General features: G+C 44.6%; 8 protein-coding genes. 5 read left to right on the top strand and 3 right to left on the bottom strand.

The window, feature by feature from the left end:
* The 4 genes from WBA89_RS16690 to WBA89_RS16675 all read left to right on the top strand — a co-directional run.
* Positions 1–1,556, top strand: a 1,556-nt coding sequence (locus WBA89_RS16690) for a methyltransferase (RefSeq protein ID WP_424408300.1), incomplete at its 5' end; no start/stop codon positions are given.
* A 243-nt stretch (positions 1,557–1,799) separates the two neighbouring features.
* Positions 1,800–7,163 carry a glycosyltransferase gene (locus WBA89_RS16685; protein WP_424408299.1) on the top strand — a complete coding sequence of 1,788 codons (5,364 nt, stop codon included), beginning with the start codon at positions 1,800–1,802 and terminating at the stop codon, positions 7,161–7,163.
* A 318-nt stretch (positions 7,164–7,481) separates the two neighbouring features.
* Positions 7,482–8,207 (top strand): class I SAM-dependent methyltransferase, encoded by a 726-nt coding sequence (locus WBA89_RS16680; RefSeq protein WP_424408298.1) that lies wholly within the window; start codon positions 7,482–7,484, stop codon positions 8,205–8,207.
* A gap of 269 nt (positions 8,208–8,476) precedes the next feature.
* The gene (locus WBA89_RS16675) at positions 8,477–9,757 is read left to right on the top strand and encodes a glycosyltransferase family 4 protein (RefSeq protein ID WP_424408303.1); all 1,281 of its coding nucleotides are present in this window, start codon (positions 8,477–8,479) and stop codon (positions 9,755–9,757) included.
* A 374-nt stretch (positions 9,758–10,131) separates the two neighbouring features.
* On the opposite strand, the gene gatC is transcribed toward WBA89_RS16675, so the two are convergent.
* Positions 10,132–10,413 carry an Asp-tRNA(Asn)/Glu-tRNA(Gln) amidotransferase subunit GatC gene (gene gatC, locus WBA89_RS16670; RefSeq protein ID WP_424408302.1) on the bottom strand — a complete coding sequence of 94 codons (282 nt, stop codon included), beginning with the start codon at positions 10,411–10,413 and terminating at the stop codon, positions 10,132–10,134.
* A gap of 268 nt (positions 10,414–10,681) precedes the next feature.
* A complete protein-coding gene (locus WBA89_RS16665; RefSeq protein ID WP_424408297.1) occupies positions 10,682–11,203 on the bottom strand; it encodes a photosystem I assembly protein Ycf3 in 522 nt (173 codons plus the stop codon).
* Positions 11,204–11,731: 528 nt separating this feature from the next.
* Here WBA89_RS16665 and WBA89_RS16660 point away from each other — a divergent pair.
* Positions 11,732–13,039, top strand: a complete 1,308-nt coding sequence (locus WBA89_RS16660) for a hypothetical protein (protein WP_424408301.1) — start codon at positions 11,732–11,734, stop codon at positions 13,037–13,039.
* An 80-nt stretch (positions 13,040–13,119) separates the two neighbouring features.
* On the opposite strand, the gene WBA89_RS16655 is transcribed toward WBA89_RS16660, so the two are convergent.
* Positions 13,120–13,386, bottom strand: coding sequence for a hypothetical protein (locus WBA89_RS16655; protein ID WP_424408296.1), 267 nt, complete (start codon positions 13,384–13,386; stop codon positions 13,120–13,122).
* Positions 13,387–13,664 lie beyond the last annotated feature (278 nt).

Genomic DNA, 13,664 nt, shown 5'->3' with positions numbered 1-13,664 from the left:
AAAACTTTGTAAAAATAATGAGCAATCTCAATTTAGATTTAGTCGAAAATCCGGTAATTAAAGCATTGATTCGAGAGCAAGCTAAGCTTCCCGAAGATTTTAAACTGAATATCTGCGAAGATGATGAAATGTATTTGTTTAGCTTGAGCAATGCCAAGGAAGATGCAGGGAATGAAGACGATCGCGATCGAGCTTTGGTGCGCTATTATGCGATCGGGCGGCGCATCCGCGATGCCGTCAAACAAGTTGTGGATTGGCATTTTGGCGGCTTTGAAAATGTACCGTCTTTTCTAGATTTTGCCTGCGGTTACGGTAGATTTACCCGGTTTTTGATTCAGGAAATGCCGCCGGAGCAAATTTGGGTTTCTGATATTTATGCTAACGCTGTCAAGTTTCAAACTGAATACTTGGGCGTTAACGGTATTGTCTCGACGGGAAAACCGGAAGAATATTTAATTGACCGAAAATTTGACTGCATTCTGGCTAATTCTTTTTTCAGCCATATCCCGGAAAGAACTTTTACGAGTTGGCTCCAAAATTTGTATAATTTGTTGACTCCTAACGGGATTTTGATGTTTAGCGTTCACGGCGATTGTTTGCTTCCTGCTCACATAGAAATGCCTGCTAACGGTATTTTGTTTAGTGCCGAAAGCGAAAGTCAGTCTTTGGATAAGGAGGAATACGGCACAACTTATGTAACTGAAAAGTTTGTCAGAGAAATTGTCGGTAAAGTTAGCGGCGGGAAAGCTTTTGTTCACCGGATCAAAAAAGGTATATGCAGGTTTCAGGATTTGTATGTTGTTACAAATAAGTTAACTAGAGATTTTTCGGAATTAACATTTTCTCACCACCCTGGAGGATATGTTGATGTTGCTGCTTTTACCAACAAGCAGAATTTGTATCTGGAAGGTTGGGCTGCTGATGTGAATCCGGGCGGGCGAATTGAGCAGGTGCAAGTGCTGGTAAACGGTGAGGTGGTGCAGAGGTGCGAGCCTTTTTACGATCGCCGGGATGTGGCTGAATATTTTCAAAAAGATGCAATTTTGCAGTCGGGCTGGAACTGTTATTTACCGAAAAATACTGTGACACCGGAGGATGTGTTGACAGTTAAAGCAATCAATAACTGCGGTTGGGAATGGATTCTGGAAATTTGCAGCGTGAAATCGCTGGTGGGCCAACGGCAATCGCAGTCTTTGTTGGGTTCTACTCACGAAAAACTCAAGTTGGTTGAAACTCAGTTAGAGGCGGCTAAAATAGCATGGGAGATCAGTCAAAGTAAGTTAATGATTACGGAACCAAAGTTAGAAGAAACTCAAACGAAGTTGCAAGAAACTCAAACTCAATTAGTTTCAGCTCACACGCAATTGGAACAAACTCAAACTCAGTTAGTATCCGTGCAAATGCAGTTAGAGCAAACTGAAAATCAGCTAATTCATCTCAAGCAAGAATTAGACCGATCGCAGAATCGAGTTTTGGCAATGGAAAGCAGCAAGTTCTGGAAGCTGAGAAGCGGCTGGTTTCAAGTCAGGCAGTTGCTGGGCTTAGCGGGAGAATAAGACCGGAAAATTTGAAATTTCCGATTGGGAATACCGTGATGGAACAAGGGTTGAAATGTTGTCTAAAGTTGCATTTTTTGGAAACAAGAGTGTAATATCGTTTCCGGTAGCATCGGAATGATTTAACCGCAGAGAACACAGAGTACACAGAGGGAGAGAATATATATCTGAATCATTCCGATGCTACCGGATTTGATATAACGAGTAAAGTTGGTGTGGGAATTAGGGCGAGGGATAGAAATTGTGAGTACAAATGACAGCAAACCGTCGGTTTTTATTGTTACTGGAATGCACCGTTCCGGTACGTCTTTAACGGCTTCTTTGTTTCAGAAAGTCGGGGTTGATATTGGTAAAAAGTTGGTTGGCCCGGCGGTGGGAAATGTGAAAGGTCATTTCGAGAATGTTGATTTTGTGGAGTTTCACAAGAGTGTTTTACGATCGCACGGCATAGATGAACTCGGCTGTACGTTGGAAAAAACGATTCCGGTAGCAGCGGAATACGTAGAAATGGCCAAACGGGCGATCCTCCAAAATCAACTTCCTGACAAGCATTGGGGCTGGAAAGACCCGCGAACCGCCCTATTTTGGGATTTTTGGTTAAAATTGCTCCCGGAAGCTAATTTTATCTGCGTTTATCGATCGCCCTGGGAAGTAGTCGATTCGCTGTACCGCCGGGGAACCGATGTCAGCTTGCTGCAGCATCCCGAAATGGCAGTAAAAATGTGGCTGCACTACAACCAACAAGTCTTAGAATTGTCTGAAAGTTTTCCCGATCGCTGTCTGCTGGCCAACGTTTACCCGATCGGCAACACTCCCGAATTTTTTATCGATCGAGTCAACGAAAAATTTAAGGTTAACTTAAGTGCGATCGCAGCCGACAACTTTGAAGAATCTTTATTAGTCAACGATATTGTTAAAAGTCACAGACCCAGTTTAATAGAACAATATTTTCCCGAAACATTAGAACTATATCAAGTTTTAGAAACCAAAGCCGGCAATCTCAGCAGCAAATCGAATTTGGCGAATGACCAAGAGATTCATTTCCCCGCATCTCCTGTCGGGCCTTTTGAAGATTGGCTAAAAATCCGCTTGCTGGAAAAACAACAAAAAACCAGCAATTTAGAAGTCAAACAGTGGCAAGAACAATTTCATCAAGCTCAGACGAAAGTGTTGGGATTGGAGACAGAATTAGGGAAAACTCAAGTAAAGCTTGCAGGTAAAGAATTAAATTTTAAAGAAGCTTTAGCAAAACTGCTAGAATTAGAAACAGAATTAGGAGAAACTCAGGCACAGCTTGCAGGTCAAGAATCGCAATTTCAAACAGCTTTAGCAAAAGTGTTGGAACTAGAAGCAGAATTAGGAAAAACTCAGGTACAGCTTGCAGGCAAAGAAGCAAAATTTAAAGAATCTTTAACAAAACTGCTAGAATTAGAAACAGAATTAGGAGAAACTCAGGTACAGCTTGCAGGCAAAGAATCGCAGTTTCAAACAGCTTTAGCAAAAGTCTTGGAACTAGAAGCAGAATTAGGGGAAACTCAGGTAAAGTTTGAAGAAAAAGAATTCAAGTTGGATCAAAAGTTAGCTGAGTTAGTGTGGTTGGAAACAGTACAAAGTAAAACCAAAGAAAAACTAACAGAAACTTTGGAATATTTGGAACTGTCGCGCAGAGAGAATGAAATAGTCCAGGCAAAACTTGCTGCGATCGAGTCTTCTGACTGGTGGCAACTAAGAGAAAAATTGTGGAACATTCAGCGCCGAATCCGCGACTTGTTCCCAAAATTTGTTTTTTCGTTAGACCAACCCACTACTTGGCAAGTTAGCGAGTCAAACCTGAGAATTGTGGGTTGGGTATTTAACACAAAAATAAACATTAAAGCAGTCCGCGCCCGAATAGAAGACAAGAGTTTTGCCGCTGTTTGTGGCATAGAAAGAAGCGAGATAGCCGCCGCATATTCTAATATCCAGGCTGCAAAAAAATCTGGTTTTACAATTGAATTGTCAGCGCCTGCGGGACGGCACGAGGTGCTGCTGGAGGCGCAAGACGAGCGAGGGAAATGGCATTGTTTTGCTGCTTATCCGCTGTTAGTTTCAACTATTCAAGCGTCGTTAGATGTACCGGTGGTGTGGGAACAGCGTCAGGGTCAAGTTTTGTTTGCGGGTTGGTGTTGCCACCACGATAGCAAAATTGCTAAATTAAGTCTTTTGTGCGGCGATACTTCTGTAGAATGCGCCTACGGTTTGCGCCGAAAAGATGTCGGCGAAGTGTTTCCTGACTGGGTTAACAGTTCGGAAAGCGGCTTTGAGGCGCTTGTCAATTTGCCTCCTGGTGAATGGCACGTTTCTCTGCAAGCCGAGTTAGAAAACGGGGAGATTTTGTATTTTCAAGCACCGAAAATATTGACGGTGCGGCGCAACCACATTTGGCAGCGAAGTGCTGATAAATATGAGGAGTTTTCGAGTTTTGTAGAGGCAATCCGGCAGCGGGCGAGGGAGAGAAAACAGCGTCTCGGCAGAATTGTGCCGATGCCTTGGGAAATTGTGAAGGTGATGCGTCAGTTTGGGAAGATTTACAAGCAGCAAAAACAGTTGACTGCGCCGGGAGATTTGCTGCCGCCTGCGGGTTTTGTGCTTGCTTCACCGATTGATAGGTATGATGCTTGGCTGCGGGTGAATCAGTGGAATGTGCGATCGCGCGATTACTTGATTTCTCGGTTAAAATCCTGTGGGGAACCTCTGCCAAAAATTTCGGTGGTGATGCCAGTGTACAATCCGCAGATAGATTTTCTCGAAAGTGCGATCGACAGCGCAATCAATCAAGTCTATCAAAACTGGGAACTCTGCATCGCCGACGATCGCAGTACCGACGCTACGGTTGCTGAAACTTTGAAAAATTGGGCCGCAAAGGACGATCGTATCCACATCACATTTCGCACAGAAAACGGCAACATCAGCGCAGCAACTAACAGCGCCGCCGCCCTCGCCACAGGCGACATCATCCTGTTTTTAGACAACGACGACGAACTAACTCCCGACGCATTAGGCGAAGTCGCCTTATATTTTGCCGCGCATCCAACCACCGATTTTCTCTACTCAGACGACGACAAAATCGACACCAAAGGTCGCCGATTTTCCCCGCAATTCAAACCGGAATGGTCGCCGGAATTGCTGCTTTCCTATATGTATTTAGGTCATTTGTGCGCCGTCAAAAAAGAAATTTTTGAACAAATAGGCGGCTTGCGGCTCGGTTTTGAAGGCTCGCAAGATTACGATTTTGCCTTAAGAGCAACCGAAATTTCTCGCCACGTCGCCCACCTGCCCCTAGTGCTGTATCACTGGCGAACCGCACCCGGTTCTACAGCAGTATCAGGAGCAGCGAAACCATCCAGTTTTTCCGCAGGTCAACAAGCCATTCAAGACGCACTAAACCGCCGAAAAATTAAGGGAACTGTCGCTCAGCACGCCTGGGCGATAAAAGAAAATTTGGGCATATTTGCCCAGGATTTCCCTGATGATGGCCCGTCAGTAACTTTGATTATTCCTACTAAAAATCAAGTTAAACTGCTGAAAGCCTGTATCGATTCTCTCGAAATTACAACATACAAAAATTATCAAATCGCTGTTATTGACAACGAAAGCGACGATCCAAAAACCCTGGAATATTTAAATCAGTTAACTTGTCAAGTTTTGCGAATCAAAAATCCTGGAGGAAAGTTTAGTTTTGCGGCAATTAACAACCGCGCTGTCGAACAAGTTGACAGCGAATACGTGTTGTTTTTGAACAACGATACTGAAGTAATTAACCCGCGATGGCTGAGCCAAATGGTGGGATACGCTCAAATTCCCGATGTTGGTGCAGTTGGCGCGAGGCTGTTATATCCAGACGGCAGAATTCAGCACGCTGGAATAATTCACGGGCTGCATCACGGTTTGGCAGGTCACGCTTTTAAGCTGATGAACAGCGACAATCGAGGCTATCTTTCTCAAGCGATGGTAACGCGAAATTACTCGGCGGTAACAGCCGCTTGCACGATTACTCCGCGTCAATTGTTTTTAGAATTGGGCGGTTTTGATGAGGAGAATTTTGCTGTTGCTTACAACGATGCAGATTACGGATACCGATTGTTAGAACTCGGTTATCGGTGCGTTTACTGTCCCGATGCGGAGTTGTTGCACAAGGAGGGAACTTCTAGGGGTTTTACTGACAATCCTCAAGAAGTTGCAGCTTTTAGGCGCAAGTATGCGGGGAAAAATGATGGTTTTTACAGTCCTCATTTGTCTTTGGAAGATGAGTATTTTCATATTCAACCCCGACGGGTTTTTATGAAGGAAGAAGGAAAGAAGAAGGAAGAAGGAAGAGGGAAGAAGGAAGAAGGAAGAGGGAAGAAGGAAGAGGGTTATACACTGGAAGTTTCCGATGCTGCTTTGTTGGTAGGAGAAGCAGAGAATCTGATTCATCCTATCAAAGTTTTGATGTGCAGCAATTCGCTGGATTTTACGGGCGCGCCGCTGCATCAGTACGAAATTGCGGTGAAATTGGCGGCTGAGGGTGCGATTTTGCCGATCGTACTTTGCACCACAGACGGCCCCCTGCGTCAAGCTTACGAACAGCAGGGAATTGAAGTCATTGTGCGCGACAATCCCCTCGAACACATCTATCAGCGCGATGCTTACGATGAAGCTATCCGCAGTTTTAGTAAGGAAATTGAAAGTTTAAAAGTAGATGCGGTTTATGCCAATACTTTAGAAAACTTCTTTGTAGTTGATGCGGCCCAGGAAATCGGAATTCCGGCGGTGTGGAACGTGCACGAAAGCGAACCTTGGCAAACTTATTTTAACAGGTTTGGTTCGGAGATTGCGGCGAGAGCTTTGGAATGTTTCCGCTTTCCTTACAAGGTGATTTTTGTGGCGGATGCGACGCGGGACAGATATTTACCTCTCAACAGCCACTACAATTTTACAGTGATTCACAACGGTTTAGATTTGAGCAAACTGGAAAATTTGGATAATTCAGAATTTGCTAGAAAAAGTTTAGGTGTTGCAGCCGAAGATGTGGTAATTTTGCTGCTGGGGACAGTGTGCGAACGCAAAGGCCAGCAGGATTTAGTTAAGGCACTTTCGCTTTTGCCTGAAAAATGGCACAATAAAATTAGGTGTTTCATTGTGGGCGATCGGCCGAGTATTTACAGCAGTAAATTAGCTGATATGGTAGCTCAATTGCCGTCAGAGTTGCGGCAAAGGGTGACAGTAGTTCCAGAAACTGGGGAAGCGGGAAAATATTACAAAGCGGCGGATATTTTTGTTTGCACTTCTAGGATAGAAAGTTTTCCGAGAGTGATTTTGGAGGCGATGGCCTGCGATTTACCAATTATTACATCGCCGGTTTTTGGGATTAAGGAACAAGTAAGACCGGGAATTAACGGTTTGTTTTATACGCCGGATCGCCCGGACGAATTAGTTGCAGCTTTGATGAGTTTATTGGAGGATAAATCATTGCGCCAGCAGTTAGCTGGAAATGCTAAATATGTCTTGGATTCACTCAATTCTTTTGAGGAGATGACTCAAGCTTATGCAGAGATTTTTTGCGAAGCATATTTCAGCATTCATTAATCATTAGTCATTAGTCATTAGTCATTAGTCATTAGTCATTAGTCATTAGTCATTAGTCGGTAGGGGCGGTGCCCCCGTGCCCGCCCTCTTAGCAGTCATTAGTCATTAGTCATTAGTCATTAGTCATTAGTCATTAGTCATTAGTCATTAGTCATTAGTCATTAGTCATTAGATACAGTATGTGCGCGGCCCTCGAACAATCTGCGAATCAAATTTAAAATCTCATACCGACGCACCATACTAGATACCGTCTCAGCAGAAAACCCGAAAGAGGAACATATTTAAAATTAAACCATCAATACTCTAAAATGAATAAAAATGAACTCTGAAAAAATGACCGATCGCCCAAGAGTAGATTATGAAACCGCATGGGACAGTTACGCCCAACAGTGGCAAAAAACTAATGCCGAACTTGCCCATATTGGCGACGAATGGATTGGTAAAGCCGCTGGTGCCGCCAACTCCTTAACCGAATACGAAGCGCTGATCGAACAGCAATTTATTGCACCGTACATCAAAAAAGAACATCGGGTTTTAGAAATTGGTATCGGCGGCGGAAAAACTGGTTCGCTGCTGCTGAAATATTGCGATCGCCTAATTTGCGCCGACATTTCCAGTCAAATGCTGCAAGCCGCCCGATCGCGCTTGGGAGACGATCGCGTTTCCTATGTCAAACTCGACGGTTTAACATTAGACGGCATCACCCCCGGTGCAGCCGATGTCTGCTTTTGCTACGATACAATGGTACACGTAGAACCCGTAGACATATTCAACTACCTAACACGCATTCCCAAACTGCTGCGGGGCGATCGCCTTTGCGTATTTCACCACGGCAATATTCTCACCGAATTGGGCTGGGAAAAATTCGCCAGCGAGTGGGATAAAAACTTACTCGGACGCAGAGATGGCACTGCATTCTCAATTATGACCGATACAATTATGGAAAAATTTCTCAACCATTTAAACTATGAAATCATCCTGAAAAACACATCTTCAGTACCGCGAGATTGCGTCTGGATATGCAAAGCACCAGTCAGTAGTTAGGAGTCAATAGTCATTAGTCATTAGTCATTAGTTAGGAGTCAGTTGGTAGGGGCGGTGCCCCCGTGCGGGCCCTCTTGGTAGTCATCAGTTAGGAGTCATCAGTCATTAGTTAGTTGTTATTGGTAAGAGTTAACGAATCACCAACAGTCAACAGACAACATTCAACAGTCAACAGTCAACAGACAACAGTCAACAGTCAACAGTTAACAGTCAACAGCCAACAGTCAACAGCCAACAGCCAACAGTCAACAGCCAACAGTCAACATTCAATGAAAGCATTATTTCTTCACCCAAACTTCCCCGCCCAGTACCGCCACATAATCACGGCTTTAGGCGAAAACCCCAAGAATCAGATTGTTTTCGGCACTAAAAACGAGCGTCCCGAATGGAACATTCCCGGCGTTCGCAAAGCAGCATTTACCCCCAGCCGCGAACCCAACCCGCAGACTCACCAATACGTCCGCCCTTTAGAAAGTGCTGTCATCTACGGACAAGCCGTATTTAGAATGGCAGAACAACTCAAAGCAGACGGTTTTGTACCCGATATTATCTGCGGACATTCCGGTTGGGGGCCGACACTGTTTGTCAAAGAAGCTTTCCCAAATACGCCGCTTTTGTGTTATTTCGAGTGGTTTTATCACTCGATCGGTTCCGACGCAGATTTCGATCCGGCTGAACCTTTAACAGTTGACGACATGGCGAGAATTAGAATCAAAAATGCGCCAATTTTGATCGATTTATACTCTTGCGATTGGGGTTTGTCGCCGACATACTGGCAGCGATCGCAATTTCCCCCAGAATTGCAGCAAAAATTGTCCGTACTCCACGACGGCGTAGATACCGATTACTTCAAACCAGATCCGGGCGCTAAACTAATTTTGCCCAACTTAGACTTGTCCGGCGTGGATGAAATTGTCACCTATGTATCGCGGGGAATGGAACCTTATCGGGGCTTTCCAGAGTTCATTGAGTCGATCGCCTATTTGCAAGAACGCCGCCCCAACTGTCACGTTGTAATTGTTGGTTCAGACAGAGTTTGTTACGGCCGTTCTTTACCAAACGGCGAGTCTTACAAAGACCATATGCTCAAAAAAGTGCCGTTAGATATGTCGCGAGTTCACTTTGTCGGGCCGCTACCCTACGGACTGTATTTAAAAGTAATTCAAGCATCCGACGTACACGTTTATTTAACCAGACCTTTCGTGCTATCTTGGTCGATGATTGAATCTTTATCGACAGGATGTTTAGTAATCGGTTCCGACACCGGACCTGTTAGAGAAGTTATCCGCGACGGAGAAAACGGTTTGCTTGTCGATTACTTCTCGCCGAAACAAGTAGCCGATCGCATTGACGAAGTTTTAGACCATCCTACCCGCATGGCAGAAATTCGCGTCAGGGCCCGTCAAACCGCTCTAGAACGCTACAGTTTAGCTAAAATGCTGCCGCAGCAATTACAATTGATCGAACAGATAGCAAATCGATCGATGCCGCCGACAGTTGGTATGCAGCCAGAACGGGAATTAGCCGCATCTTTTGGAGTGAGAATTTAGCTATAGGAAAATACGGTTCTGTTAAGCCTGATCCCCCCTAACCCCCCTTAAAAAAGGGGAGTAGGGGGTGGGACAAGAAAGCTCTCAAAGTCAACCCCTACTCCCCTTCTTAAGGGGGATTTAGGGGGATCTCCGGGGCAGCACTGTGCAATACCAAATCCGCGTTAAAAACCTGCGATATTCGGCGGTTGAAACCAGGTCTACACATACAAAGTCCGCAGCAGAGGGGGACTGAAGACTAAACGGGTATTAAAGTGCTCTGCGAGCATCTTATACCATGTTTCTAAAGATATGCTATTGATGAATTCTTAGCCCCCCCCTTAATAAGGGGGGGTTGGGGGGGTAATATCTAGCGCTACTTTATGAAATTGGTATTACATAATCTTAGGCACTTTGAAAAACTCCCCATCGCGATCGGGAGCTCCCTCCAAAATACTTTCTCCATCAGCAAAAGGTTGCAAATCGTCCGATCGCATTACATTGCTAACATCGATCGCCCGAGTAGTCGGTTTTACCTTTGTCGTATCCAGTTCACTCAACTGCTCAAAATAATCCAAAATACCGTTTAATTGCTCGGTAAACTGCTCTTCTTCTGCCGGCGTTAATTCCAATCTCGCTAAATTCGCTACTTTCCGAACTTCTTCTCTGTCAATCATAATAATTGGGAATTGGGAATTGGGAATTGGGAATTGGGAATTGGGCATTGGGAATTGGGCATTGGTTATTTGTTGTTTGTTATTTGTTATTTGTTATTTGTTATTTGTTATTTGTTGCTTGTTATTTGTTGTTTGTTGTTTGTTATTATAGAAGCTACTAACCAATAACTACTAACCAATAACTACTAAACAATAACTACTAACCAATAACTACTAACCAATAACTACTAACTATGCCCAATTCCCAATTCCCCATTCCCAATCATAGTTAAAAATACACATCAATTTGCGATCGCCCTGTCGTCTTCAGCCAATTTTGCACCTCAATGTAATTGTTCGGCGCCAAGCGAATAGCCTCTTTCCAATAATCCGCAGCCTTATCAAACAACCCTTCCGCCGCTTCCACATTGCCAGATTCCTTTTCCTTTTCCCCTTGATAGTGGTAAATCACAGCAATATTATTCAGCGCCTGCGGCATTCTCGGATTCAGTTCCAGCGCTTCGCTGTAATACTCCAAAGCTTTATCGTGTTCGCCGTTGCTAGTATGGATCAGGCCCATATTGTACAGCACATAACTGCGATCGTAAGGATCTTCCTCCAGCTTCAGCGCTTCATGATAATTGTCCAGCGCTTCAGCATATTCGCCATCAGCTTGAGCCGACATACCATCCCGATAATAAGCAAAAGCTTCCTTCGCCTGCTTTTTCGCCGGCATAATCTTCAAGATAATATCGGCCATTACCGTGAAACTTTTGTCAATAAAGTTATCGTTGCGTTGAGTTCTGGGCATAATTCGATTCTTTGGTTAACGGCCAATCAAAAATATTAGCCTGTAAAGTTTTCCTATTAAGAGTTTTGCGACTGTTTCGGTTCAGTCCGGCCGCCGACGCTTGCAAACGCTGGTGAGACACAACTGCAAACCTGAAAACACGCGCTTGCGAGGTGCAAAAGAGTGCAAATCCCATCCATTTTAGATAACTCTTGCCAATATTGACAAAAAAAACCACATTTCTTTAACCTATTGACCGCACTCTACGGGCGATCGGGCAAAACCATAGCAACATTTCGCCCCAAAGTCAAGAGCCGCATCAAAAAAATTCATCAACCAGCAACCCAAAACCAGTTTGAATTCCCGCAATATATAATAAAAACAACGGGTAATTTTTACCAGAAAGAATTGCTTGAAAGCCGGAACCCTTATAGGGAGAAATTAAAAGCAGACTATTCGTTGCTCGAATCCTCGGACTTTCAGGTCAACTGTCAACTGTCAACTGTCAACTGTCAACTGTCAACTGTCAACTGTCACAGAGAGAAACCTATGGCTCCGAATCCCACCATTATGCAAGCCGTCGAACAACTTGGCTACCGCGTTACGGTTGGAGACGTGGCGGCAAAAGCTGGATTAGATGTCAATTTTGCCCAGCGAGAACTGCTAACCCTCGCCTCCGAAGCAGGCGGCCACCTGCAAGTAGCAGAATCCGGCGACATTGCCTACCTATTTCCCAACAACTTTCGAGATATTTTGCGAAACAAATTCTTTCGCTTGCAGTTGCAGGAATGGTGGCAAAAAATCTGGAAAATTCTATTTTACCTGATTCGAGTATCTTTTGGCATAGTGCTGGTAGCTTCCATCCTCTTAATTTTTGTGGCCATCACTCTTTTACTCTCCAGCATGAACAGCGACAATAACGGCGGAGGCGGAGGCGGAGGCGGAAGCGAGGGTAACAGAGGCGGCGGATTTTTCTTTTTTCCCTACTTCTGGAACGAGTTACCCTGGATATTTTACTGGAACCATAACGAACCTTACTACCAGCAGCAATCGCGCTTAAGCGGCCAAAAACCCCAGATGAGTTTTCTGGAAGCAGTTTTCTCCTTTCTATTTGGAGATGGCAATCCAAATTACAATATTGAAGAGCGCAAGTGGAGCGATATTGCCGCCGCAATTCGCAACAACCGAGGTGCCGTCGTCGCCGAACAAATAGCGCCCTATCTCGACAAACTCGGACAAGGATACGCGAGAGAATACGAAGAATATATGCTACCGACTCTCGCGCGTTTTGACGGCCGCCCCGAAGTCAGTCCCGAAGGACAAATAGTCTACCATTTTCCGCAATTGCAAACCACAGCAGTTCAAAAAAATCCTCAACCAGTAGGAGCTTATTTGCGAGAAATGCTGTGGCGTTTCAGCCACGCCAGCTCCGGCCAAGTCATGCTCGCGGCAGGGTTGGGAGCCGTAAATCTTGTCGGTGCGTTAGTTTTGGGGAATTTATTAACTAAAAGTGCGATCGCCTCTGGATTTATCGGTTTCGTCAGCGGTATTTATCCACTGCTGCTGATTTACGGCATCGGATTTTTGACAATTCCCTTAATTCGGTACTTCTGGACTCAGTGGAAAAATAGCAAGATAGAAACCCGGAATCAAGAGCGGCAGCAGCGAGCCATGTTATTAAACCAACCAGATGCCAACTTGCAGCAAAAATTAAGCTACGCCCAGGAATTTGCAGCAGAAAATCTACTGACTGGAGAAGATTTAGCTTATACAACAGAAACCGATTTAACCCAACAAGAACTAGAACAGTCAGCAAAAATAGATGCCGAATGGCAGCGGCGAATCGATGGAGTTTAGATTTTCTCTTGGGCGATTTGAAATTAATTAATAATTTTGAGTCAACATCTAAAATCCGATGAATATTAGATTGAGCTAGGTCAAGTTTTCGGTGCCTGAGACTGTTTCGTACTCCTAGCTTTCTTAACAATTTTAGGACGTTTAAAAATCAAAGAATTTTGGTCGTACTTCGAGTCGTGGCGCATAGCCACAAGTTCCCACCCATCCTCCCCCAACTGATTGACAAATAGATGCAGCGAGCCTTGTTTCCAATCTCGCAATTCCTCACCATTTACATATAAACTAATCAGCTTATTGCCAAAAGGATACATATTTGCATCTACAAAAAAATATTCCCACTTTTGCATAGTCATCCTTAATGTAGTTAGTCATTAGTCATTAGTCATTAGTCATCAGTCATCAGTCATTAGTCATTTACTCGTTACCAGGCTCTGCCTGGTAATGCAGGTGCGGAGGCTCTGCCTCCATCTTCGCAGCCGACGACGACGAGGCAGAGCCTCGCTTACATGGGTTCCCAGGCAGAGCCTGGGAACCAGTTCATCAGTCATTGGTCATTTTACTCGTTACCAGGCTCTGCCTGGTAATGCAGGTGCGGAGGCTCTGCCTCCATCTTCGCAGCCGACGA

The sequence above is a fragment of the Microcoleus sp. genome (assembly GCF_049646505.1).
Classification (GTDB): Bacteria; Cyanobacteriota; Cyanobacteriia; order Cyanobacteriales; family Microcoleaceae; genus Microcoleus.
The sequence above is the reverse complement of the archived record's forward strand: the minus strand, read 5'-3'. Positions and strand labels throughout refer to the sequence as shown.